We start from the raw sequence: 431 nt of genomic DNA, 5'->3' as shown, positions 1-431 counted from the left end.
GCAGTGGTGCCATCAGGATAAGTCACAGTCACGGTTGAACCAGGCTCTGCCTGACCGCTCACTGGGTCTGTTGCATTGATCGGATCAAGCACCGGTGCATTTGGTGCAACCGTATCAATGGTCACCACTGCAGTATCGTTACCTACGTTACCTGCTGCATCTGTTGCAGTCACGGTAATGGTGTGTGGACCGTCTGCGAGTGTTGGAAGTGTATTGTCTGCAAGCGTCCAGGTGCCGTCACCATTGTTCACTGCCGGATAGTCAACGCCATCCACATTGACAACTACAGTGGCTGTCGGATCGTTCACTGTACCAGTAAGTGCTGGTGTGCTGTCATTCGTCAACACGTCATCCAGCGCAACCACAGGTGCTGTGATGTCTGCTGAAACTGTGCCTGTACCTGGCAATGAAGTGTTGCCTGCAGGGTCAGT

General features: G+C 53.1%; 1 protein-coding gene. It reads right to left on the bottom strand.

What is annotated here, in order from left to right:
- The coding region (locus J582_RS25595; protein ID WP_032049033.1) for an Ig-like domain-containing protein at positions 1–431 on the bottom strand (431 nt) is incomplete at both ends.

This window comes from Acinetobacter sp. 1566109 (assembly GCF_000582255.1).
In the GTDB taxonomy this organism is placed as follows: Bacteria; Pseudomonadota; Gammaproteobacteria; order Pseudomonadales; family Moraxellaceae; genus Acinetobacter; species Acinetobacter nosocomialis.
Note: the sequence above shows the minus strand (reverse complement) of the source record. Positions and strands in the feature narration are given on the sequence as shown.